18 protein-coding genes, 8 tRNA genes and 2 pseudogenes are annotated in these 24,139 nt (G+C 41.2%); 9 read left to right on the top strand and 19 right to left on the bottom strand.

Annotation, left to right across the window (positions count from 1 at the left end):
* Positions 1-51 precede the first annotated feature (51 nt).
* Positions 52-1,254, bottom strand: coding sequence for a multidrug effflux MFS transporter (locus FTU05_RS02750; protein WP_180164184.1), 1,203 nt, complete (start codon positions 1,252-1,254; stop codon positions 52-54).
* A gap of 135 nt (positions 1,255-1,389) precedes the next feature.
* On the opposite strand from FTU05_RS02750, the gene yccS reads away from it, so the two are divergent.
* The 4 genes from yccS (at position 1,390) to FTU05_RS02730 (ending at position 7,970) form a co-directional block, all read left to right on the top strand.
* The gene (yccS, locus tag FTU05_RS02745; RefSeq protein ID WP_180164181.1) at positions 1,390-3,558 is read left to right on the top strand and encodes a YccS family putative transporter; all 2,169 of its coding nucleotides are present in this window, start codon (positions 1,390-1,392) and stop codon (positions 3,556-3,558) included.
* A gap of 85 nt (positions 3,559-3,643) precedes the next feature.
* On the top strand, positions 3,644-4,204 hold the full coding sequence (locus FTU05_RS02740) for a YcxB family protein (RefSeq protein WP_180004995.1): 561 nt from the start codon (positions 3,644-3,646) through the stop codon (positions 4,202-4,204).
* A gap of 188 nt (positions 4,205-4,392) precedes the next feature.
* On the top strand, positions 4,393-7,095 hold the full coding sequence (locus tag FTU05_RS02735) for a sulfite reductase flavoprotein subunit alpha (protein ID WP_180164179.1): 2,703 nt from the start codon (positions 4,393-4,395) through the stop codon (positions 7,093-7,095).
* Positions 7,096-7,199: 104 nt separating this feature from the next.
* Positions 7,200-7,970 (top strand): YdcF family protein, encoded by a 771-nt coding sequence (locus tag FTU05_RS02730; protein ID WP_180039711.1) that lies wholly within the window; start codon positions 7,200-7,202, stop codon positions 7,968-7,970.
* A gap of 53 nt (positions 7,971-8,023) precedes the next feature.
* On the opposite strand, the gene FTU05_RS02725 is transcribed toward FTU05_RS02730, so the two are convergent.
* The 11 genes from FTU05_RS02725 to FTU05_RS02675 form a co-directional block, all read right to left on the bottom strand.
* A complete protein-coding gene (locus tag FTU05_RS02725; RefSeq protein ID WP_078191441.1) occupies positions 8,024-8,485 on the bottom strand; it encodes a DUF2750 domain-containing protein in 462 nt (153 codons plus the stop codon).
* Between the two features lie 97 nt (positions 8,486-8,582).
* A tRNA-Val gene (locus tag FTU05_RS02720) sits at positions 8,583-8,658 on the bottom strand.
* 98 nt (positions 8,659-8,756) lie between these two features.
* Positions 8,757-8,833, bottom strand: a tRNA-Asp gene (locus FTU05_RS02715).
* 44 nt (positions 8,834-8,877) lie between these two features.
* Positions 8,878-8,953: transfer RNA gene (locus FTU05_RS02710), tRNA-Val, on the bottom strand.
* Between the two features lie 31 nt (positions 8,954-8,984).
* Positions 8,985-9,061, bottom strand: a tRNA-Asp gene (locus tag FTU05_RS02705).
* A gap of 13 nt (positions 9,062-9,074) precedes the next feature.
* A tRNA-Val gene (locus tag FTU05_RS02700) sits at positions 9,075-9,150 on the bottom strand.
* A 21-nt stretch (positions 9,151-9,171) separates the two neighbouring features.
* Positions 9,172-9,248, bottom strand: a tRNA-Asp gene (locus tag FTU05_RS02695).
* Between the two features lie 47 nt (positions 9,249-9,295).
* Positions 9,296-9,372, bottom strand: a tRNA-Asp gene (locus FTU05_RS02690).
* A gap of 29 nt (positions 9,373-9,401) precedes the next feature.
* Positions 9,402-9,477 (bottom strand) — tRNA-Val (locus tag FTU05_RS02685).
* Positions 9,478-9,938: 461 nt separating this feature from the next.
* Positions 9,939-10,433 carry a cell wall-recycling L,D-carboxypeptidase ElsL gene (elsL, locus tag FTU05_RS02680; protein ID WP_180039709.1) on the bottom strand — a complete coding sequence of 165 codons (495 nt, stop codon included), beginning with the start codon at positions 10,431-10,433 and terminating at the stop codon, positions 9,939-9,941.
* Positions 10,426-10,860 (bottom strand): YbaN family protein, encoded by a 435-nt coding sequence (locus tag FTU05_RS02675; RefSeq protein ID WP_180039707.1) that lies wholly within the window; start codon positions 10,858-10,860, stop codon positions 10,426-10,428. Before FTU05_RS02675 ends, elsL begins: the two co-directional genes overlap by 8 nt.
* A gap of 88 nt (positions 10,861-10,948) precedes the next feature.
* On the opposite strand from FTU05_RS02675, the gene FTU05_RS02670 reads away from it, so the two are divergent.
* From FTU05_RS02670 to dapE, 3 genes are all read left to right on the top strand, one after another.
* Complete coding sequence (locus FTU05_RS02670; protein WP_180039705.1) at positions 10,949-11,812, top strand: DUF1853 family protein; 864 nt, start codon at positions 10,949-10,951, stop codon at positions 11,810-11,812.
* A 163-nt stretch (positions 11,813-11,975) separates the two neighbouring features.
* Positions 11,976-12,125 carry an entericidin A/B family lipoprotein gene (locus FTU05_RS02665; RefSeq protein ID WP_180004989.1) on the top strand — a complete coding sequence of 50 codons (150 nt, stop codon included), beginning with the start codon at positions 11,976-11,978 and terminating at the stop codon, positions 12,123-12,125.
* 121 nt (positions 12,126-12,246) lie between these two features.
* Positions 12,247-13,380: a succinyl-diaminopimelate desuccinylase gene (gene dapE, locus FTU05_RS02660; protein ID WP_180025835.1), complete on the top strand. Its 1,134-nt coding sequence runs from the start codon at positions 12,247-12,249 to the stop codon at positions 13,378-13,380.
* 68 nt (positions 13,381-13,448) lie between these two features.
* Here dapE and FTU05_RS02655 read toward each other — a convergent pair whose 3' ends face one another.
* From FTU05_RS02655 to pilG, 7 genes and pseudogenes are all read right to left on the bottom strand, one after another.
* Positions 13,449-13,916, bottom strand: coding sequence for a hypothetical protein (locus tag FTU05_RS02655; protein ID WP_078192254.1), 468 nt, complete (start codon positions 13,914-13,916; stop codon positions 13,449-13,451).
* Between the two features lie 3 nt (positions 13,917-13,919).
* Positions 13,920-17,804: pseudogene (locus FTU05_RS02650) on the bottom strand (Hpt domain-containing protein); the annotation flags it as partial.
* Positions 17,805-18,185: 381 nt separating this feature from the next.
* Positions 18,186-18,434: pseudogene (locus tag FTU05_RS18080) on the bottom strand (Hpt domain-containing protein); the annotation flags it as partial.
* 162 nt (positions 18,435-18,596) lie between these two features.
* Positions 18,597-20,672, bottom strand: coding sequence for a methyl-accepting chemotaxis protein (locus FTU05_RS02645; protein WP_078191057.1), 2,076 nt, complete (start codon positions 20,670-20,672; stop codon positions 18,597-18,599).
* 44 nt (positions 20,673-20,716) lie between these two features.
* A complete protein-coding gene (locus tag FTU05_RS02640; RefSeq protein ID WP_180007529.1) occupies positions 20,717-21,253 on the bottom strand; it encodes a chemotaxis protein CheW in 537 nt (178 codons plus the stop codon).
* Between the two features lie 6 nt (positions 21,254-21,259).
* Entirely contained in the window at positions 21,260-21,628 is a 369-nt protein-coding gene (locus tag FTU05_RS02635) for a response regulator (RefSeq protein ID WP_078191059.1), read from the bottom strand.
* 29 nt (positions 21,629-21,657) lie between these two features.
* Complete coding sequence (gene pilG, locus FTU05_RS02630) at positions 21,658-22,041, bottom strand: twitching motility response regulator PilG (protein ID WP_078191060.1); 384 nt, start codon at positions 22,039-22,041, stop codon at positions 21,658-21,660.
* Between the two features lie 343 nt (positions 22,042-22,384).
* On the opposite strand from pilG, the gene FTU05_RS02625 reads away from it, so the two are divergent.
* On the top strand, positions 22,385-22,978 hold the full coding sequence (locus FTU05_RS02625) for a hypothetical protein (RefSeq protein ID WP_373685256.1): 594 nt from the start codon (positions 22,385-22,387) through the stop codon (positions 22,976-22,978).
* 46 nt (positions 22,979-23,024) lie between these two features.
* Complete coding sequence (locus tag FTU05_RS02620; RefSeq protein ID WP_180164173.1) at positions 23,025-24,128, top strand: efflux RND transporter periplasmic adaptor subunit; 1,104 nt, start codon at positions 23,025-23,027, stop codon at positions 24,126-24,128.
* Positions 24,129-24,139 lie beyond the last annotated feature (11 nt).

Raw genomic sequence — 24,139 nt, 5'->3', positions numbered from 1 at the left:
GATGACCGACGTTTAAGTCAAATGGCCTAAACGTCATCACCTGCATTCAGGTCACCCCATGGCTGAAGCTTTTAAACTGCGCATAGTAATCATTGCAACAACTACAAATAGCAGCATAATCAGTGCCATATTGATGAGCGCTGACCATACTAAAAAGTTCAAAAACACTCCGGCCAATAGACCACAGGCAAATTGCATACTTCCCATAATGGCACTGGCTGTTCCAGCTCGTGAGCCTTGTTCAGACATCGCCAATGCCATGGCATTTGGCCCAGTGAAGCCGATTGAAGCAACACATAAGAACATGCCAAACATTACAACAAAGATAGAGGAAAGATGAAATAATCCTGCCGCCAATAAGATCAGCACACTACACAATTGAAGTGCATTACCCAATTGCAAACGATGGCGAACATCCAGTCGATTTGCAAGTTTCTTATTGAGGGTTGAAAACACCATAATCCCTAAAGCATTCGCCCCAAATACATAAGCAAATTGCTGTTGGCTCAGACCATAACCATCCATCAAAATGGCAGATGAGCCACTGATATAACAAAATAAAATCGCGCCAGAGAAACAGCCTGTGAGCATCGGTTTACGGAAAGTTTCGTCCTGTAAAATCGCACCATATAAACCTAAGACTTGTTTCAAACTTAATTTTAAGCGTCGCTCAACAGGCAGGGTTTCTTGAAAGAAAAAATGTACGCAGAAAAGACAAAAAATACCGACAAGTACCAATACCGCAAATATGTATTGCCATTCAAACACCTGCAAAACCCATGCGCCTAAAGTAGGTGCAATGATTGGTGCAATTGTTGTCACGATCATCATACTGGCAAAGGCTTGAGCAGAAGCTTGCATACTTAAGCGATCACGAATTGCCGCACGGGCAATCACCACACCGACACAACCACCCAAGGCTTGCAGAACGCGAGCTGCGATCAAGCTCCATTCACTATTGGCAAAGACACACAGAAAACTGGCACAAATATATAAAACCAAACCGAAATATAGCGGTGTTTTACGCCCAATACGGTCGCTGACTGGCCCATAAATTAACTGCCCAATCGCCAAACCCAAGAAATACGCAGGAAGACTATTGGCCACTTGTTGCGTTGTCACACCAAAATCATCGGCCATTTGAGGTAAAGCAGGCAAATACATATCGATTGAAAGTGGCCCCAAAGCAGTCAGCAACGCCAATAAGACGATCCAGCGTTGAGAAAATTCCTTTTGTGATTCGACGCTTTTCATAAGAATAATTCATTTATCGCAAGCAAGTTTTGCAGACAAGTTTACACTGCACATAGTATTATTTCTTGGCTTCAATGTGAAAATTCACACGATACACATTGCTTACTGCCCCATCGCTTTAGCAAAGGAAAAATTTTGAACGCCTGGCTCGCACGACTGAAACAAGCAACCTATAACACGACCTTTATGTATAACTTGCGCATGGTCATTGCCTTCGCAGGAACAGCCTTTGTCCCATATTTTTTAGATCAGCAATTAATGACCATTCCCCTCACCTTGGGTGTGGTTGCCGCAGGTCTAAGTGATATCGATGACCGCTTTTCAGTCCGCGTGCTCAATCAAATTTATACTTATATTGGGTTCTTTGTTACTGCGGTATCCATTTATCTGTTGTTCCCGCATCCGATTTTATTTGCATTAGGCCTGATCGTTTCTTGTATCGGTTGGATTCTTTTGGGTTCATTGGGTCGTCGCTATGCCACCATTTCTTATGGTTGTTTGGTGATCTCCGTGTATTCCATGCTTGGGGTCGAACTTTTTGAAAATTGGTATACACAAGCAGGTTTATTGGTCATCGGTTCGATGTGGTATGGACTGCTTTCGACTTTGAGCTTTCTGCTGTTTCCAGTGCGTCAAGTTCAGGACAAATTGGCGCAAAGCTATTCGTCTCTAGGTGACTTCTTATTTGCAAAATCTAACTTGTTTGATGTCGATATGACACCGGAAAGTTATCAGCAAAGTTTGATCGAGCTGTCGCTCGAAAATGGCAAATTGATTGGCATTTTCAACGATATGAAAACGGCCTTATTAACGCGTTTAAAAGGCGACCGTGGACAAAAAGATACACGTCGTAGCCTGCAATATTATTTTGTCGCGCAAGACATTCATGAACGTGCCGATTCCGCACATATTGATTATCAAAAATTGACCCGTATTTTTGAACATAGTGATATTTTATTTCGCTTTCAACGCGTGCTCTCGATTCAAGGAAAAGCCTGTAAAGATTTGAGTATCAGCATCTTACAGCGAAAACCTTATCATCATAATCAACGCTTTAAACATGCATTCCACAATCTAAAACTGTCACTCGAAAAGCTGCGTGAAGAGCAAAAATATGATGAAGTTTGGATCAACTCTTTATTTGCTTTATACCAAAACCTAAAAGGCATAGATGCGCAATTACGTAACGTCGAAACCGAGCGTTATATTGACCGACAAGCCCTGATTGAAAATCGTTTAAAAGATGATGATTTAAAAGGTTGGGACGACATCGTCATTCGATTCAAACAACATTTGAGCCCTGAGTCGGTGCTGTTCCGTCATGCTGTGCGTTTATCGACCGTGTTATTTATTGGTTATATTTTTGTCCAAGTGACCAATATCAGTTATGGCTATTGGATTTTATTGACTGCCCTGTTTGTCAGCCAGCCGAACTTTAACGCCACTAAGCGCCGCCTCTATTTACGTATCATTGGCACCTTGGTCGGGATTATTTTAGGTTATGCAATTTTATATTTTGTCCCTTCTGTCGAAGGTCAGTTATTACTGCTCATTTTAAGTGGCGTGCTGTTTTTTGAATTACGTAGTAAGCAATATGCACAAGCCACTGCATTTATTACCATTTTGGCGCTGATCAACTTTAACTTAGATGGAATGGGTTTTGCTGCAGCTATGCCGCGTATGATTGATACACTGATTGGTTGTGCCTTGGCATGGTTTGGTGTGAGTTTCATTTTCCCAGACTGGAAATTCCGTCGCCTGCCTCGAACCATCAGCCGTTCGATTCAAGCCCAGTGTGATTATTTGGCCGAAGTGGTTGAACAATATAAATCTGGTCGTAATAACGGGTTGAATTATCGTGTGGTCCGTCGTGCAGCCCATAATACCGATGCAGAAGTGGCTTCACTGATTTCCACTTTAGCCACCGAACCCGATACCGATCCGACTCAAAAAGCTTTGGCCTTTGAGTTTTTGTGTCTCAATCATACCTTTATTAGTTATATCGCAGCCTTAGGTGCGCATCGTGAAAAAATTCAAGACCAACAGGTCTTAACCTTATTGGATAAAGCCACAGATGACATTCAAGGTGCATTACTACGTGACGAAGTACCTGACTTAACGGCACAAAATATGTTGCAAGAAATCCGTCAGCGGTTGTCACAAAATAGCGAGGAAGATCAAAAATCCTTGATCGTGCTACAACAGCTTTCGTTGATGTTTAACGTGTTGAACCAATTTAGCCAATTGAAACAAAATCTCAGTCATGAGCATGATCAGGCATCGACTGAACTGGCTTCGCTATAATTTGGATGATTTTGGAACAATATACTCACTGAATTGGTATAAATAATGCTAAACTTTTTACAGTTTTAAATCTGTTACTTTCACTATGACCGCAAAAAATTTATATGCCTACACGCTAGAGCCAGTGGCTTATGAAATTTCTGAAGAAGAACAACGTTATGCTCAACTTGTTCTGTCTCGCAGTAACTTCAAAATTGGCAAAAAAGCATGGCTAATTATGGGTGCAATTCTTGCACTGGCACTCTTGGGCCTCATCTTTATTAAGAACTATTCAACAGTATTTTGCTGGGTAGCTATTGTCTGTGTTGTGATTTACTTCCTTGTGCGTAAATTCGGTATCGAGTGGTATGCGAAACGCAAACTGAACGAAGTCCCTGTACAAGAAATTAAAGGCATTCGTATGGGTGTTCAGCCGCACGGGATCTCTATGCAGCAACGTATGGGCGCAAACATGGGGACGATGACTGTCGGTTGGAAAGACATTCATGAATGGTATGACACTAAAGACTTCATCCTTTTAAACTTTAAAGTGAAGGGTCAAGACGGTGCATACATCTTGCCTAAACGTATGGATAGCAAGAAGTTTCCATTTTCGACCATTCGTAAACATTTAAATGAAACTGTAGGCCCTGCTAAACCAATTTAAGCCTAACAGACATTTGTTTATAAAAAGCCTCCTCTCTTTGGAGGTTTTTTTATGTGTTTAATTTTTGAATAATTATTGATAATTACAATAATGAGAATGAATATTACTTACTTTTTCCACATTCTCTACTAAATCATCGTTTATAATTCGTCGCAATTCAGCAACCTTTTATCAATATTAAATTCATCATGTTTAAGAAAACCCTTTTCCAGATTCACTGGTTCTTGGGGATTAGTGCCGGCTTAATACTCTCGCTCATGGGGGTTACAGGTGCCATTTATTCCTATGAACAGCAAATACTTAAAGCAATCAATCAGGACAGTTATGTGGTTCAGGCTCAACAGCAGCCCAAACTAACCCCTGCTGAGCTTTATCAGCACTTTAGTCAGTCTGATCCTGACATGAAAATTAACAGCATCTCTATTGCCTCAGATGCTACCGCCTCAAGTACCGTGAATATTGTCAAAGAAGGTGCTCGTCGTGGCTATAACATGATGGTTAACCCCTATACAGCCGAAGTTTTACCTGAAATCAAAGGTCAAAAATTCTTCCAGTTTGTACAGCAACTACACCGTAATTTAACCGTTGGCCCTGTAGGTAAACAAATTACGGGCGCATGTACACTCATGCTGATTTATTTTGTATTGAGTGGTTTATATCTGCGCTGGCCAAAAAGACATTCTGTAAAACAATGGCTTACAGTAAAACCGAAGCTCAAAGGACGTAATTTCCTATGGGATTTACATGCAGTCGTCGGCACATGGGTGATTGTTTTTTATCTCATTTTGGCATGTACAGGTCTGTACTGGTCTTATGATTGGTGGCGTAATGGCATGTTTAAAGTCATGGGCGTTGAACGTCCACAGCCCCAATTGCAAGAAGGTCCAAAAACGAATGGACAACCTGCTGAACATGCGGGCGAAAAGCAAAGCGCTGAAAAACAAGCCACTGAAGCAGGACAAACTCGTGGTGAACACCAAGCACGTTCTGAAAGAAACCCTGCAACGTCGAGTCCCTCTGAACACGGCTCTCAAGAAAACAAACATGGTGCTGAAGGTCGCGGAGAAAAACGTGGTCTAAAACCAGAACAAGTAAATATTGCTCTTACGCAAAGTTGGAACGGCTTTAATCAAAATATTGGTCGTGAATACTCAAGTGTCACTTTTAATATTCCGAAAAAAGCCAATGGTGAATTAGAGATTAACTTCGTCGATGCAGTCCCTCAACATGAGCGTGCTCGCAACAAAGCGACTTATAACTACCAAACGTCTGCACTCACCGATATCGAGTTATACGAAGATAAAAAGTTGAATGAAAAAATCATGACCAGCATGTTGCCTGTGCATCGTGGTAGTTTCTTCGGACCGATTTATCAGTTCTTTGTGGTTATTGCATCCCTCATGATGCCGCTGTTCTTTGTCACAGGATGGATGCTCTATCTCAAACGTCGTAAACAGAAAAAACTGACACAGCAAGCCCGTCAAAGCTTAGCACCAGTTACCATCGACCCCAATGCACAGCCTTGGTTAATTTGCTATGCATCACAAACAGGTCAGTCTGAACAATTGGCATGGCGTACAGCAACAAGCTTGCAAGAGGCTCGTCAGCCTGTCACAGTGAAAGCTGTTCAGCAACTTTCAGCAGATGAATTAACGCAAGCCTCTCAGGTTTTATTTGTTGCAAGTACTTATGGCACTGGCGAAGCACCTGACCTCGCTTCAAGCTTTGAACGTAAACTGATGATACAACGCCTCGATTTGAGTCATGTTCAGTTTGCCGTGTTAGCTTTAGGTTCTAAAGAATATCCTGATACTTTCTGTAGCTTTGGTCATGCGATTCATCGTTGGATGCAAAGTAATGCTGCAAAGCCCCTGTTTGACACAATTGAAGTCAATAATGGCGACACCCAAGCCATTCAAGCATGGAATAGCGCTTTAGCCAAAGCGACTAAACTTGAACTTCAGCACATGCAAATTGAAAAAACTTTTGATGCATGGACATTGACCAAACGTGATCTACTCAACCCGAACAGTTTAGGTGCACCTGCATTTAATATTGAGTTAAAACCGCAACATGAAGCCAACTGGCAAGCGGGTGATATTGCAGAGATTCAGCCGGGTAATAGTGCTGAACGTATTGCAAACTTCATGCAAAAGTACCAAATTCAAAGTCAACAAGTGGTTGATTCTACCCAGCAACGCATTGAAGATGCATTATTGGATCGCAACCTAAATACGGATGTTGAACCATTTGCCAATCTTGATCATTTGCTCGAACAGCTTCCACCGCTTCCAACTCGCGAATACTCCATTGCCAGTATTCCAAGTCAGCAAGTATTACGCTTAGTGGTACGTCAGCAGTCCAATGCGGATGGTGAGCTTGGTTTAGGCTCTGGTTGGTTAACACAACATGCAGCGATCAACAGCACACTACAACTGCGTATTCGTACCAATGAATCATTCCATCTAATTGCAGATAATCGTCCTGTGATATGTATTGGTAACGGTACCGGTATTGCTGGTTTACTCAGCTTATTACATGCACGCGTTCGTCAAGACTATACGCAAAACTGGCTGATTTTTGGTGAGCGCCAACGCGCACATGATTTCTTTTATCAAGACATCATTGAAGCATGGCAAAACACCGGTTTAGTACAACGCATAGACCTCACCTTCTCTCGTGATCAAACGGAGAAACGCTATGTGCATCATGAGCTACGTGACCAAGCGACCTTATTAAAATCATGGGTAGAACAAGGTGCCGTGATTTACGTCTGCGGTAGTATCAATGGTATGGCAACTGACGTTGACCACGCATTAATTGATATATTAGGTGAAGATATTGTTGCTGAACTGCGTCAAGCTGGACGTTACCGCCGTGATGTTTACTAATAAGATGTTTACTAATCAATAGCCCCAACTCAAAACCAGACCTCGTGTCTGGTTTTTTTCACGCTATACTTAGGCCAAATACGGATACTGCTTTAATTTTTTGAATGAAAAGAATACTACTGCTTTGTGTAGGCTTGCTGCTCTGTGTAGATGCCATTTGGTTGCTTACATTAGATAAAATTCATTTAGGCATTCTTTTACCCTTAGTCATTGGGTGTATTTTTCTTATATCCGGACTATTTACAACCCAAATCCACAATATTTTAGATCATTCCCCCAAACTCAAAAGGCTCTGGCGTGCGGCATGGTGGTTGTTTTGGCTTTGGCTATTGAGCCTTTTGCTGTTTTTTGCGTATTTACACTTCAATAGCCACCAATCTAAGCCATTTACTTCCTTCCAAGCCATCATCGTTTTGGGTAGCGGTATTGAAAATGGTCAACCCTCTCCGACCTTAAAGGCGCGTCTCGATGCCGCAGCACCGTATGCCTTGCAACAACCCAATACTATTATGATCATGACCGGTGGTTTAGGCTTTAATGAAAAAATGACCGAATCTTCCGTCATGAAACGCTATTTACTTCAACACTATGACATTTCAGCGGCAGGCATATATGAAGAAAGTAAAAGTACCAGTACAGAACTCAACCTGATCAACAGTAAAATGATTTTAAAACAACATCAGATTTCTCTTGATGCCCCCATTGCAATTGCCAGTAGTGACTTTCACCTCCCACGTGCAAAAGCAATTGCACGAAAGTTAGGCTATACACAAGTGTATACCATTGCAGCACCTACACCGCTGTACATCCGCTACAACTCTTGGTTACGTGAATATTTTGCCTTTTTGAGTGGTTTTGTACTCAATGAATATTAAAAAAGCCCTTGTTCGACCAATGAACAAGGACTTTTTATGCTGTAAATAAACCATTAATTTAAACGAATACTACGTGGCAAAGGAATTTTAAGGTTTTCAAAAATTTCTGGGCGCTGTTGATAGACTTGATATAAATAATTTTTAATATCTAACAGCATCTTTTCAGGCGCAACCAAAATATTTTGCCCTTCTGGGGTTAAATCTAAAGATACTGTAGTGCTCTCGCTGCGTAAAAACGGAATGACTTTTTCGATAAAGTCTTTTAATGAAATTTCCTGAATTTCATAATTGGACCAATTGTCTTTAATTAATAAACGTGCCAAACCACGGTTTTGCCAAATGGCGAAGGAACGTTGACCTGTAGGTGTCGCACAAAGTGCCCAACCATCTTGATATAACGCAATCACGCCACCTTGAGCGACCATATTTTCAATAAATTGTTTATAGGTTTCTTGAGGATTGTAATTTGTGGTTTGAGTTTTAGACGCTGCCTTGCGCTGATATGGATTTCTCATAGATCACATACAATATTAAAATTATTATAGAGCGGATTCTATGTAAATCAGAAAATTTAGGCAAGCTTTTGGATAAAGAAGTTTCTATAGAAGAATATGGTGGGCGCTGACGGGATCGAACCGCCGACATTCTGCTTGTAAGGCAGACGCTCTACCAACTGAGCTAAGCGCCCTGAGCGAAGAGTAACAAAGCGAAGCTTTGTCTGAGCGCAAGAGAAAAATCGAAGATTTTTCTAAAGGCATTCTCTTGAACAGAGATTTTTAAGATAAATGGCGCAGCGGACGGGACTCGAACCCGCGACCCCCGGCGTGACAGGCCGGTATTCTAACCAACTGAACTACCGCTGCATCACGTAGTTTCTTTCGAAACACAACCTATATCTTAAAAGATATGGTGGGCGCTGACGGGATCGAACCGCCGACATTCTGCTTGTAAGGCAGACGCTCTACCAACTGAGCTAAGCGCCCTTAAAGGGTACAACAATTATATTCTTTGAAATGGCGCAGCGGACGGGACTCGAACCCGCGACCCCCGGCGTGACAGGCCGGTATTCTAACCAACTGAACTACCGCTGCATCGCAAAAAATATGGTGGGCGCTGACGGGATCGAACCGCCGACATTCTGCTTGTAAGGCAGACGCTCTACCAACTGAGCTAAGCGCCCTCAAAAGATCTATCATGTAAATGGCGCAGCGGACGGGACTCGAACCCGCGACCCCCGGCGTGACAGGCCGGTATTCTAACCAACTGAACTACCGCTGCACTTACACAATGTCGCTATTGTGGTTCAAACGAATTAAGATTTAAAGTGGCGCAGCGGACGGGACTCGAACCCGCGACCCCCGGCGTGACAGGCCGGTATTCTAACCAACTGAACTACCGCTGCACTCTAAATATCTTAACGCTGAAAAGGTTTGGTGGGCGCTGACGGGATCGAACCGCCGACATTCTGCTTGTAAGGCAGACGCTCTACCAACTGAGCTAAGCGCCCTTTTCAAAACATGTTCATCGTTTGATGAGGTGCATTATAGAGAATCCTCACGGTCTGTCAAACGCTTTTCTAACTCTTTTCCACTTTTTCTGTTTGAGTGATTAAAAAATAAGTTATATTGCGGAAAAATCAGTATTTTTGAACATTTTTTAGCTATAAACCTGTAAATTTATTACTAAAAATATGACTTATATTCTGCATCATTCACATAAAAACAGTTTTTCGCGTGGACTCATAGCTAATCGTTCAGCGAACCGACGATTAATTCACCACACACACTGCATTCTAAAACACCCTAGTGTACAAAATACATTCAAACACGACTTTCTGTTGGTTTGCGAGCATTAGTCCTGACAAAAGTCCTGACAAAAAAACGCCTTTCAAACTCACTTTAATTTTTCAAATCTTAGTTTTGATGCCATGAACTTCGGTTTTCATGGCTTGTGCTTTTAACGACGTGTTCAATGTTCAGTGATGTAAACCAGCGCATTTAATGGAATCAATTGATAAAGTTCTACAACATCGCTGTTTCGCATGCGAATACAACCATGTGACATCGGTATACCCATAGGCTCGCGATCTGGTGTGCCATGAATATAAATATAACGTTTATAAGTATCACAGCCCTCACCTGCATTAAAGCCGGGTTCTAAACCACTGAGCCATAATATTCGAGATAAAATCCAATCCCGATCAGGGTGTGATGCAGCAAGTTGCTCGTCGTAAACCTCTCCGGTCCACTGACGTGCTTTAAAAACTGCATTTTGAGGTTGTTGTCCACCAAACTTTTCAGCGACTTGATGCCAGCCTCGTGGGGTCTTACCACTATTTTCCTGCTCACCAATGCCATTTTTACCCGATGAAATCAGGTAAAACTTATTCAGCTTCGGCAAAGTTAAAGTTTGATCTTTCAAGTTAATCAGGATATCGGCTTGATCTTGGGTATATTCAGACATGCTCTTGCTCTTTCTGCTTATCTTTATCTTCTTGTTTAGTCTGCGGCGATTGTTCAATAGTCCGCATCTGATTTGGCTCAGGTCGTGTCCATAACCAAATACCAACGATCAACATGGTTAAGTCCGTGAAAATCTTGACGGCAATCGGTGCAGAAGTAAAAAGCATAATCAGACCACTCACAAACATCATGATCGATGCAAACCATTTTGCTTTGCGGGGGACGGTGCCATTTTCGCGCCAAGCGCGTAGGGTTGGGCCGTATTTAGGATGATTCAATAACCAAGCATCCATTTGTGGCCAGCCTTTTGAAGCTGCCCATGCTGCTAATATTAAGAAGACTGTCGTGGGCATTCCCGGCAATAAAGCCCCTATAAAGCCTAAAATGACAAAGACAACCACTAAGCTTCGCCAAAACAACGTCTTCATACCGCTACCCTGAACTTTCAATTCAGGTAGTATAAGATGTTTTTAACAATTATCCGTTGTTATTCTGCATTATTCGAAAGGTTTCAATATGGCTGTAACCCCGACAACGTCGTCTTATTTTGAGCCATGGTTGCAATTTAAACAGCCCTTAGTTCGCCAATTGGCTTTCTGTATTGCTAGCCCAAATATTCTGCAGCAAATTCCCAATGAACTCGAAATCCGCTATCCCTTTCATTTTCATCCAAGCGAGCTTTGGCAAAAACATTTTGAAGCCTACCTTCCCCGTTTAAAACAACTCGAACAACACCCAAGTGCATTAGTAGAATTTTTACAAAAATTAAAAAGTACTCGCCTTGGTTTACGTTTCGAAATGTTTATATGGTTTTGGCTTCTCGATCACCCATACCATCCCTACCAGTTACTCGGACATAGCATTCAAAAAATTGACGGCCCTCGTACAGTAGGTGAACTCGATTTTGTTTTAAAAAATACCGAAAGTGATGAAGTTGAACATTGGGAAGTGGCTTTAAAATATTATCTAGCCGAGCGTGATTTTCAATTACCCTATTGGTATGGCTTAAATCGTAGTGATACTTTGGCTCGTAAGCTTAATCATTTCACCCAAAAACAATTCCAATTTGATGAAGCACTTGGGCAGCAAATTCAACAGCGCTATTGTGTTTTAAAAGGTCAATTATATTTACCTATTCAGCGTACCAACACATTGCCAAACTGGGTCAATCCTGCGCGCAGAATAGGTCAATGGGGACACGCTATTCCATCCACAAGTCAAGGCTATTATCGCTTACAACGACATGAATGGATCTGCGTGCAGCAGCAACCCACAAGTGAAACCGCTCATTGGTGGACAGATGGCCTGTATAAAAAAAGCAGTGATGAAAGCTATTATATGTATAGACAACCACGCTTGGTTTTACCGCAAATCACTTAAAATAACGGAAGGCGAAATTTGTAGTTTAGTAGAAATTACATTAATTTACTTAATCACCATAAAAACCACCTACTGTTTAATACGGCCATTTTTTAATCTAAATCTCACATCAGAATAATTTATTCCTCTAAAAATTATTCTTTCATAATGGAGAATACAGTCAATGAAAAAAATTCTAGCTGCATCACTTATGGTCGCTTTTATACTGACAGGTTGTAATACAGTAAAGGGTATGGGTCAAGACGTATCTAAAGCTGGAGATGCGGTAACCAATACTGCAGAGAAAACTTCAGAAGAAATTCGCCGCAATTAATTTATTTCCCAAGATTTTATAAAAGAGCCCTATTTTTTTAATAGGGTTTTTTACGTCTAAATTTCCCTTCGCTTGTTGATTCGCCTATTATATTGCGACATTTTTGACTTCTGTATTTAGCATGACCTCAACAGCAACTCTTGATCTCAGCCTAGAACTACTGCGCCAACCGTCGGTGACACCGATTGACCATACCTGCCAGAACATTATGGCAGATCGTTTAGCCAAGATTGGCTTTAACATTGAAAATATGCGTTTTGATGATGTAGATAATCTTTGGGCACGTAAAGGGACTGAAGCACCAGTATTTTGCTTTGCAGGTCATACTGATGTGGTACCTACGGGTAACTTGGATGCATGGGGTTCTGACCCATTTCTTCCTGAAATTCGCGACGGAAAACTATATGGTCGTGGCAGCGCAGATATGAAAACAGCGTTGGCAGCTATGGTTGTCGCTTCCGAACGTTTTGTTGCGAAACATCCAAACCATAAAGGTTCTATTGCATTTCTCATTACCTCTGACGAAGAAGGTCCTTCGATCAATGGGACAGTCAAAGTTGTTGAAACTTTAGAAGCGCGTAATGAAAAAATGACGTGGTGTTTGGTGGGTGAACCTTCAAGCACCAACACACTTGGCGATATTGTTAAAAATGGTCGTCGTGGTTCGCTAAATGCCAATTTAACAGTTAAAGGTAAACAAGGTCACGTTGCTTACCCACATCTAGCAATCAACCCAATCCATACAGCTTCAAAAGCATTGGCTGAGCTTTGCGATACCGTGTGGGATAATGGCAACGAATACTTCCCTGCAACGTCGTTCCAAATTTCCAATATTAATGCCGGCACAGGTGCAACCAACGTTGTTCCGGGCACGATGAATTTACTGTTTAATTTCCGTTATTCAACAGAAGTAACGGCAGATGAACTCAAAGCACGTACCTTGGAAATTTTAGATCGTCATGGTGTTGAATATGACATCTCTTGGACGTTATCTGGTCTTCCATTCCTCACCCCTGTCGGTGAGTTAGTGAATGCCGCACGTGATGCCATTCGAGATGTTACTGGGACAGAAACAGAACTTTCGACCAGTGGTGGAACTTCTGATGGTCGATTCATTGCGCCTACAGGTGCACAGGTGCTTGAACTGGGTGTTTTAAATGCCACGATTCACCAAATCAATGAACACGTCAATGTGGCAGAGTTGGAACCACTTTCTGAAATTTACGAAAAGATTTTAGAAAACCTGTTGGCTTAAATATTCCCCACATAGTCAAAAAAAGGAACTCCATTGAGTTCCTTTTTTATATCTCGTTTTTACAAATACTAAGCCGCTTGAAGCCCAATGCTGTTTTGAATATTGGCTAAATTTGGAATATGAAATACCTGATCGGCCATGCGTACATATTGGAAAATATTGGCATCTTTCACAGCTTTTTCTTCATCAACCACTTCAGAAATACGCAGACGAATGGTTTTCGGCATTTCATTACACATCAGTGCAAAACGCTGCCCAACATCATCACCCTCAATCACCAAAGCCACACCCTGATTTTTGGCAGGATCATTGACTGAGAAAACAGGCAATTTCAATTCATGCCATTCAACAAAAGGAACCTTGGTTGCACTATCAAGCGCTGATAGCACAATATTTTGTGGCAACAACATTGGCTCTTTACCATGACAATCAATGATATACGCATCGATAAACCCAGTAGATACCGTAATGAGATGTTGCAGTTCCTGTTGATCAATTTTATCGCTGACAATCTGAGAAACAGTATTTTGGCTCATAGATTACCCCTGCTTTTCTGCAATTAAAGCTTCAATATTGGCAAGCAATTCAGCTTCTTGGAATGGTTTACCCATATAGTGAGTCACACCTAAGCTAAATGCACGCTCACGATGTTTTTCACCAGTACGCGATGTAATCATAATGATTGGCAAGTCACGGTGAATGTCGTGGTGACGGACTAAGTTTGTCACTTCGAAACCATCCATACGTGGCATTTCAATATCGAGTAGCATCAAGTCTGGACGGACATTTTCAAGCTGCTCAATTGCATCTACACCATCTTTCGCGGTCACGATGTCATAACCTTGACGTTCAAGTAAGCGTGAAGTCACCTTACGTACTGTCACCGAGTCATCGACAATCATCACTAAACGACGTGCATTGGATTGACGGCCCAAATCACGCTGTTCAGCTGAATGTTTAACACGCTGCGTAGTTTGAATTTGACGTGCAATATTTTGCCCATCCAAAATCAAACATACATGACCATCACCTAGAATCGTGGCACCTGCAATCGCGGCCACACTGGTAAATTGTTGACCAATTGGTTTCACCACGATTTGAGAACGTGAACCCACCAGCTGATCTACCAATAAAGCAATGGTTTGACCACTGTTGCCTTTTATTAGCAATACAGGCAATGAATGGCCGACATTATTTAAACGTGGAATTGGCTGATTACCCACAAACTCTGATAGATAACGTAGTTTGTAATTGGTGTTGTCAATTTTAAACACGTCATCCTTACTATTGAAGTAAGTTTCAAGTGCCGTAGGTGCAATACGGACAATACGTTCAATTTGCGCTAATGAAATTGCATATTGCTGATCGCCCGCTTTCACCATCAAGGCATCGCTGACCGCTACTGTGGTTGGTACACGAATGGTAAAGGTCGTCCCTTTACCTAACTCAGACTCAACGGAAACATGACCACCCAATGCTTTAATTTCACTTTGCACCACATCCAGACCAACACCACGACCCGAAATTTGCGTTACCGCTTGTGCCGTTGAGAAACCTGGATGGAAGATCAATTGCAAGATTTCTTGTTTATCGAGGAACTGATCCGCTTTGATTAAACCAAGTTTTAAGGCTTTGTCTTTAATTTTGGTTTCATCAATCCCTTTACCATCATCACTGAAAGACACCAGTACATCAGTACCCTGACGACTAATATTCAAGACAATGCTACCCACTTCTGGCTTTTTCAAAGCCAAACGGTCAGCAGGATCTTCTAAACCATGGTCGACCGCATTACGCAGCATATGTTCAAATGGTGTCACCAAACGCTCTAAGATCGTACGGTCCAATTCACCTTCTGTATTTTGAACAATCAATTCTGCAGGACGGTTCAAGGTCGAAGAGGTTTGACGCACAATACGTTGTAAACGTGGTAACAAACGATCAAATGGCACCAAACGGGTACGCATCAGACTTTCTTGAATTTCTGACTGAATACGTGATTGCTGTAATAACAGACCTTCCGCATCACGGATTTTTTCTGCCAAAGTACTCTTGAAGTCAACCAAATCCGACGCAGATTCGGCTAGAGATTTTGACAATTGGTTAATCGATGAATATTGGTCCATCTCCAATGGGTCGAAATCCGCATAGCGTGAATTTTCAGAACCATGTTTGGCAATAATTTGTGACTCAAGCTCACCATCCATTCGACGTAACTGGTCAGCAAGTCGCTTAATTGCTAACTCCATTTCATTCAAGGTATTGCCTAGCTGACCTAAGTCCATCTCAATACGTGAACGGTTAATCGAGTTTTCGCCTGATAAGTCAATCATCTTCTCGACGAGATCAGCCGAGATACGAATCATCTCATTACTGTTATCAGAAGAATTAGCTTCAGACCATTCACCCAACATAGATGGAGGTTCAACACCATCACCTTGAATAAATTCAAAGCCTTTACTGACAATACCTTGTTCTAATTCTGCAACACGGTTTGGCAATTGAACCGTAACATCCACATACTGAATGGATTCTAGGCTCAATTTGATGCTATCAAAATTACTATAGTCGTGGTTGAAGATCGCTTCTTTTAACCATGCCAACGTCGTTTTGAGTAAGCCGTCATATGCATTTGAGTTGAAATGATGAACCGCGAAATGCTCAAACGTCGTCTCAAGTTGATACGCAATTGCGGCAACAGGTTCATTTTCAACCATACGCGCACCACCCTTAATACTGTGGGCAGCACGTTGTAATTGAAGCAATACGTTACGGTCACTACGTTGTTCAGTCCATTGATTTAATAATTGAACGGCTTGTTCAAGAATTTCCTCAGACTCTTCAAGGAAGGTTTCTTCCATGACAGAACGTAGATCGTCATCTGGATGCTCAACATGTTCAGCAACCGCATGTTCAAGATGTTCAACAGCAGACTCAGTGTGAGCAGTCGTTTGAGCTTCAACCACTGCTTCTGCAGTGTCTTCAGCAACATCCATCGGCTCTGACACCGATACATCTGGTTCTACTGCTGTTTGTTCAGTTTCAGCAGAAATAGGGGCCGAAGCCAATACAACAGCTTCTGAACGCTCTCCTGCCACAATTGACTGAATATTCTTGAGAATATCGATCACATTATTCGCTGGGTAGTCGATCCCTTGGTCACGAATGGTTTGAATACGATCTGAAATATCATCCTGCACTAAACGAATAATTTGAATTAACGCAGGCGTAATCGAAATTTGCTGACGAATAATGCGCTCATAAATCGATTCTAATTCATGCGAAATTAAACCCACATGAGATGCGGCAATCATATTTGCACCACCTTTTAGGGTATGCAAATAACGCATTAAATTATTCAAAGCTGAAGTATTGGTCTGATCACGTGTCCAAGTACTAAGGTCTTGGTCAATCCCCACCAATAACTCTTCTGCCTCTTCAATAAAGATCCCTAAAAGATCTTCATCAAAGTCATTATTCGCATCCACCGCTTGCATCTGTTGATGATCAAGTTGAATACGCTGACTTAATTGTGCAAAGTCTACTGCTGTTGTATTTGCAACAGCGGCTTTATCTTCTACTGTGGCAACAGGTTCAGCAACTACATGGGCTTCTGGTGTTGTCGTCGCTGCAACTGCTTCAATGTCTTGTTGAACAAATGCAGTCAGCTCATTTAAGAAACGCTGAACCTCTTCACTTAACACCACACGCTGACCCGCAGCTAAAGTGTCAAATAAGTGAATAAACTCTTGATGTGCTTGCGCAAATAACTCATAGCCATAATCAGCATGGAGTAATTCACGCTTTTCAACTAAAGACTGATATGCTGCACGCAGTTGAGTTGTGAAATCATGGATTCCAACAGACGCACGATTATCCGTATGTTCAATCAACTCTAAAGCTTGTTGACTGAGCTGTTGAATATAGTCTGGGAATTCAGCAAGGGCACGTTTATCAAACTCAAATTCAGCATCTAATAACTGATCAATATTTAATTCGATTAGTTTAGAAACCAAACCTTGTGGATTATCTTCAGGCGCCAATTGATCTTGGCTAGCAAAACCATAATCATCCCAAGCGGCTTTGAAGGTTTCATAAATAGATGCAAGATTTGCCTTATCTCCTGAACGCAGCACGTGTAAATAATCACGAACAAATTCAGCATATTGAATCAATAAAGCAGTTTCTTTCGAGCTCGATACGATTTCGTCTTGCAATAAGGTTTTGAATAAATTTTCAACTTTTGAACTGGCTTCAAAAATCTCTTCGATTTGTGCCATCGACGAACTACCACGTAAGGTGTGTAGCGCGCGAATCAAGCCATTATAGTCTTGTGATTTACTATCATCAGATTGGAGGAACTGATCAATCGTTTGTAGATGTTCTTCAGCTTCTTCAATAAAAATGCTCACTGTCTCTTCGACCAGAGATGCATCTGCATCCACTTGTTCAGGAGCAGGTTCTGATTCAACAACCGCATCAATCGTGTTTTCAAGCACTTCTACAGGTGCTGTAGCTTCAACATCAGTCAGTTCTAAACCAGTGACACCATCTTCAGATTTTAATTGATCTGCCAGTTTTAATAATTCTTCGAGTGCAGGCTCAAGGCTAATATTTTGTTGTAATTGTTGCCCCATTAAAACCAATGGACGTAAGTCAACATCCAATTCGGCAACATTTTTAAACCGTGGATAGAGCTTATATTGATAAACATTTAAAACTGTTTGTGCAAACTTTTGAACGGTCGGCGTTAACTGTACTGAACCCGCAATGACACGGTTCAGCGTATCTTCAACTGCCCATGCAGTTTCACCCGCCGATTTTGCCCCGACCATACGACCTGAACCTTTCAGGGTATGGAAATGACGACGAATCGTCGTTAAAGTCTCTTTATCTTGTGGATTTTCCAACCAAGTTGTAAATAAACCCGCCAGTTCTTCAAAGATTTCTTCTATTTCTTCAACAAAAATCTCTAAAATTTCTGCATCTTGATCAAGATAACTATCTTCAGGAAGCGTAGTTGTTTCAACTAAATTTTTTAATATTTCTTTCATAGCTAAGGCTTCTTATGTTTTGCCACCAAGAAGGTTGCTCAAACTTAATTGTAACCATCACCTAAGACTTAACTGTGACGTTAAGTTCACCTTATCGATGTGTTATCTGTAATCGGTGCAGTACCCTAGCCGCAGCTAAGGTACTGCAGGTTTGCGCCTGACTTACTCTGGGAGTTTAAAGTCAGATACAGATTCACGTAATGATTCAGCCATATTCGCCAATTCAGATACCGAACGTGCAGTATCAAATGTTGCACTGGTAGTTTGCGAGGTAATTTCTTGTACAACGTTCATCGTTGTCGCAATATGACCTGCTGAAGCAGACTGAAGTTTTGCAGCATCCGAAATGTTTGCAATCAGTTTCGCCAAGTTACCCGATACAGACTGAATTTCATCTAGTGCTACGCCGGCATCCTTAGACAAGTTCGCACCACGTACAACTTCCGAAGTCGTTTGTTCCATTGAAATTACGGCTTCGTTAGTATCCGTTTGAATGGTTTTTACCAAGCCTTCAATCTGTTTGGTTGCAGACGCTGAACGTTCCGCAAGACGCTGTACCTCATCCGCTACCACGGCGAAACCACGACCTGCTTCACCCGCCATCGACGCCTGAATTGCTGCGTTTAATGCCAAGATGTTCGTTTGGTCGGCAATATCGTTAATCAGTGCGACAATGTTACCAATCTCTTGAGAAGACTCACCCAAACGTTTAATACGTTTTGAAGTTTCTTGAATCTGCTCACGAATCGTGTCCATACCTTCAATTGAACGGTTTACAACATCTGCACCGTTTGCAGCAATTTGTACTGAACGTTCTGCTACGACAGCTGATTCTTCAGCGTTCGAAGATACTTGGTCAATCGACATTGCCATTTCGTTAATCGCGGCAGATGCACCAGCAATCTCTTGCGCCTGATGCTCAGATGCTTCTGCAAGCTGGTTGGTAATACCCTGCGTATTCGCCGTATATTGTGCAACTTCTTGAGAAGTTTCTGTAATACGCGATACAAGGTCACGTAATTGGTCGATTGCGAAGTTAATCGAGTCGGCAATCGCACCAGTAAAGTCTTCAGATACCGTCGCATACGAACGTAAGTCACCGTCTGCAAGATCGGCAATTTCATCGAGTAAACGTAAAATCGCGTTCTGGTTACGGTCATATTCTTCTTGAAGACGGGTTACACGGAATTTATCCGATTGACCACGTAAAGAAAGAAGTTTGAATACACAGATCAAGAAGGCAGTTAAAGCAAGAATCAACAGTACCGCAGGTAAAATGGTTTTCAGACCAGTACTAGAAGACAATTGATTTAAGTTACCCAACAATTTGTCTGACTCAGCAAAAATTTGTGAAGATGCTTTACGTACGTTCACAATTTGCGTTGAGTTTTTCAAAATCGTCGCAGCCGCTGATTTCAATACGTCATCATATTCAGCTTTAATACCTTCAAGTGACTCACGTAATTCAGGGCTTTCAATACGTTGTACACCAAGCTCTGTACTACCATCCAATTGAGCATTTAAGTACAAACCGAAGGTTTCAGTATCGGCACTGAAGTCATCCGCAGACTCACGTGAGCTATCAGAACCTGAAAGTACCGAACTGATCGAACGTAAAATACGTTCTGCAATGAATACTTGGTTTTTCGCAATAACCACCTGGTTCGAAGGCATGTCTTGACGTGCCATTTGGTCGACCATCAAGTTATATTCAGCCTGAATCCCCGGAATGGTTTCACCAATCGCGATGTTCGTGTCATATAACTTGTTAATGATTTTTTGTTGCGAAGTAATCAAGTCAATACTTTTTGAAACTTCAGCCCACTGCGTATCTACAGATTTCAGCGCATCGGTATTTGCATGAATATCTTTTACAGTTTCTAAGTTTTCTTTGAACGAATCTTGAGAGGCAATTAATTTTTTCATTGCATCTTCAGTACCTGATGCAGTTGCCTCAGTTGCTTGACGCGAAATTGTTTGCGAAAGAAGACGGAGTTCACCCAAACTTTGCGTTAATTGGTTACCGCGAGGAACGCTATAGAATAGGTATAATAAAATAATCGTTGCCAGTACTAATGAACCAATCGCACCATAAATAAATGGTTTGGATTTTTCACTATCACCAAAAACTCGAGATAATTGATCTGTCTGTGATTGCAGTTTTGCCAGAAAAGCATTACCGCCTTTACGACCACTGGTGCTTTCACCCGTATTTTTCTTTTTAAGTTTAAAGCCCATTCAGCTTCTCCCCGATTACGCCTTCTTTCGTTCGTGCGCGACAATTAATTTATAAATTTTATAGATGCGTTCATGTATTTTGGATTTTGCAGTAAACGACTGAAGAGAAATACATTCCACTGCTGGTTATGCTGGTGGAAATACCCCTGACAATATTCCTGTAAATTTCGATCCAACTCATTATGTTTAGAAAAATAACTTTTCTTATTAAAGTGTTGAATACCCAAAACTTGATCGACTACCAAACCGACATAATGGTCATTATGACTAATACATAAAACTTTTTGAGTGGGTGAAAAACTACTTCGATGACCGGTTATATATTGTGCTAGGTCAGACAAAGAAAGTAAGCGTCCCCGAATATTGGCTAGTCCTATCACCCAAGGTTGGGTGTTGGGAACTGGCGTATATTTTGGTGGGTAGATCACTTCAGCTACTTCACCTAAAGGAGCAACGTAATATTGCCCCATCATCTCAAAAGCAATGCCTGACCATCGGTTTACTTCATTTTCAGTGGAAACGTAGTTCTTGTTTCCTCGTTTTGCGATTCGAAGTAATTCGATAAATCCATTTGCTGCCATAGAGCTTTATCCTGCATTGAGGTGTTGCTTAATCACATCAATTAATTGTTTTTCGTCTACAGGTTTAGTTAGATAATCAGAAGCACCTTGGCGTTTACCCCAAACACGGTCAGTTGCCTGATCTTTGGTACTTACAATGACAATCGGGATATGTTTGGTGGTCGCACCACGTGCAATTTGACGTGTTGCTTGGAATCCATTCACACCCGGCATTACCACATCCATCAAGACCAAATCAGGTAACTCAGCTTGAGCCATCGTCACCCCATCTGCCCCATTTGAAGCTTCAATCACTTCAAATCCGTGTTTACCTAAAATTTCTTTAAAACGGAATGTTTCTGTTGGTGAATCATCAACGATTAGGATACGTGCCATGCTTTTTCCCCAAAAAATAAAAAATCTAATTAAGCTGTAACGTGATTACGGATTGCATTCAGCAATTCATCTTTACTGAATGGCTTAGTCAAGTATTCATCAGAACCTACAACACGACCCTTCGCCTGATCAAATAAACCATCTTTACTTGAAAGCATAATCACAGGAATATTTTGATAATTTTGAGAGTTTTTAATCAGGGCACAAGTTTGATAGCCATCAAGACGTGGCATCATTATATCGACAAATACGATATCTGGATTCGCATCTGCAATTTTTGAAAGTGCTTCAAAACCATCTACAGCAGTGACTACTTCACATCCTTCACGCTGAAGCAGCGTTTCGGCCGTACGACGAATGGTTTTTGAATCATCAATTACCATGACTTTTAGATTTTGGAATTTATCGTCCATTTATTGACCCTACCCATTGAGGATGTACAAACAATTAAGTTAGCAGCATTATTATTTACAAGTTGTGAACATTTTTAACATATCTTTACTTGCCTTTTCAATGAACATTTTCTGCGCAAACACACAAGATTTCTTGTTTTTATTAACTGCTTCACACTTTCCGATGACCAACGATTTTTTTTTAACTTGGAATAGTATTTAATTGTGTTAATTAAGCATATTATAGCAAGATTATTACTTTAAAATAAGTAATTTAGTCAACTTTAAACTGGGGAGTACAAGGTTGAGTCCGTTTACAAAAAAAATTCACTTGATTGGCCTTAAACATTTCTCAAAAAAAGTCATTCTGACGACTTGTTTACTGGCTTATACCCCGCTTTTATTTGCTGCACCAACCAATACGCAGCAACCACAAAAGGCGACTTGGTATCGTTACTATGACAGTAAAGGCGTAGCAAACATCAGTACCAATGTGACACCAAATCACATCCGCTATGGTTATGAAGCACTTGATCAAAATATGCAAGTGATTAAACGTAACCGCCCCTACAATGCTGAAGCCGATGTTAGACAAGCTCCTCAGCGTGCTGCCCAAGCACGTCAGCAAGCATCAGATATCAAACTTAAAAAAGCCTATACCAATAGCCGAACTGCGGCAATTAAAAAGCGTGATGCACTGACTGGTATACGTAAACAGATCGTGTTTGAACAAGAACAATTAAAACAATTACAAAATGATCGTGTATTATTTGTTCGCCAAGAACGTGAACATTTTCGAAAAGGTGAAACCGTTCCGGCAAAATTAAAAACAATGTTGGATAATAATCAAAAAAATATGGTAGCGAAAAAAGAATACATTCAATCGTTACAAACTCGCTATCGAAATACAGAAGCTGAATACGACAAAATTATTACGCGTTTAAAAGCGATGGAATAAACTTGTTATTCAATTGCTTTTGTAGACCGCTGATATAAGGACCATTATGCAATCTGCACAGCAATCTTCCCCATTTTTAAAGCTTAGCCTGCTTTGCATAAGCCTGACTTTGGCTGCATGTCAAAAAGAAGATCCGCAGCAAAGTGTAAAACCAGAAAATAAGATTGAATTAATTCAACAAGATCTGGTGACGATCGAACAAGGCAACGCCATTTCAAAAACTGCCTTTACAGGTACCATTCGGGCGGTCAATCAGAGCAGTATTCAAGCCCAAGTCACTGCGACTGCAACCAATGTTAATGCAGAGGTCGGGCAACGTGTCAGCAAAGGCCAAGTGTTAGTGCATTTAAATAATCAAGACAATGCAGCACGTCTTGCTCAATCTCAAGCGAACCTCGCATCCACGCAAGCTCAAGCCAATCAAGCTAAACTGATGATGGAACGTAAACAGCGCTTGCTAAATCAAGGCTTTATTTCCAAAGTAGAGTTTGAACAAAGTCGTGTCGATTACCAAGCTCAAATGGAAAATGTTCGCGCCCAACAAGCCAATGTCGATATTGCACGTAAAGCCAATCAAGACGGCACCATTTATAGCCCTATCCAAGGCGTGATTACCAAGCGTGATGTTGAACCGGGACAAACGGTTGCTGCCGGACAAACCCTTTTTGAAATTATCAATCCAGACCAATTAGAAATTCAAGCCAAATTACCAAGTGATCAGCAAGCAGCGCTGAAAATTGGACAAAAGATTGAATATAGCATCCAAGGTAATAGCAATTTACTCACAGCACAAATTAGCCGGATTTCACCGATTGCCGATCAAGCAAGTCGCCAAATTGAATTTTTTGCAGCCCCAAATGAAACTATTACTTCATTAAGTATTGGTGCTTTTGTCGAAGGTCACATCTTAGGCACGGATAATATTTCAGGCCAAAAAATTCCACTCGACACCATTCAAAGTTTAAAAGACCAACCTTATGTCTGGGTCATACGTCAAAATAAAATTGCCAAAGTACCTGTACAAATTTTGAATCAGAGTTATAGCAACAACACCGCGATTGTTCAGGGCTTACAAAATAGCGATCTGATCAGCCGAATTAAATTTAATGATTCAGATATCAAACAAGATGTAAGTATCAGCCAAAATTAAAAGAATAAGGC

Source organism: Acinetobacter sp. YH12049 (assembly GCF_013419875.1).
Lineage (GTDB): Bacteria > Pseudomonadota > Gammaproteobacteria > Pseudomonadales > Moraxellaceae > Acinetobacter > Acinetobacter amyesii.
Note: the sequence above shows the minus strand (reverse complement) of the source record. Positions and strands in the feature narration are given on the sequence as shown.